The 578-nt window shown below is 45.5% G+C and carries 1 protein-coding gene; it reads left to right on the top strand.

Going from position 1 to position 578, the window contains the following annotated elements; all coding sequences use genetic code 11:
• On the top strand, positions 1–578 hold a 578-nt coding region (locus R7O13_RS29210; RefSeq protein WP_318305500.1), incomplete at both ends, for a sigma 54-interacting transcriptional regulator.

Raw genomic sequence — 578 nt, 5'->3', positions numbered from 1 at the left:
CTGCATAAACAAGAAGTCATTGGCACTCAGATTGGTGTGTTATTACCAAGCGTCCGTTTCTCTCGTTGGTCTGAAGGAGTGAACGCTCGTACTCGTGAAAACCTAGTCATTGATGGGTTGGATTACATCTTAGAGCTCATGCCTGTCTATATCAGAGACGAAGCGCAGAATTCTACGCTTGCAAGCACTTTGATGACGATTCGAACAAGCCAGCACGGCACGCAAATCGAAGAAAGACTGCCGTTGCATAATCCATTGGGTTTTGAGCACTTTGTAGGAATATCAAACCGCCATAAAGCATTGATTAATCAGGCTAAGAAGCTTTCTGTTCTGGATCAACCGCTACTAATCGAAGGTGAAACAGGCACTGGCAAAGAAATGCTCGCAAAAGCCTGTCATAGTCGTTCAAGCCGTGCGAGTAAACAATTCCTTGTGTTGAGCTGTGCATCCATGCCAGATGACGTTGCAGAAACCGAGCTGTTTGGTCATGCGCCGGGTTCATTCAATCACGAACAAGGCCACAAAGGTATTTTTGAACAGGCAAATGGCGGTACGGTATTTCTTGATGAAATTGGTGA

The sequence above is a fragment of the Vibrio sp. Y176 genome, assembly GCF_033438945.1.
Note: the sequence above shows the minus strand (reverse complement) of the source record. Positions and strands in the feature narration are given on the sequence as shown.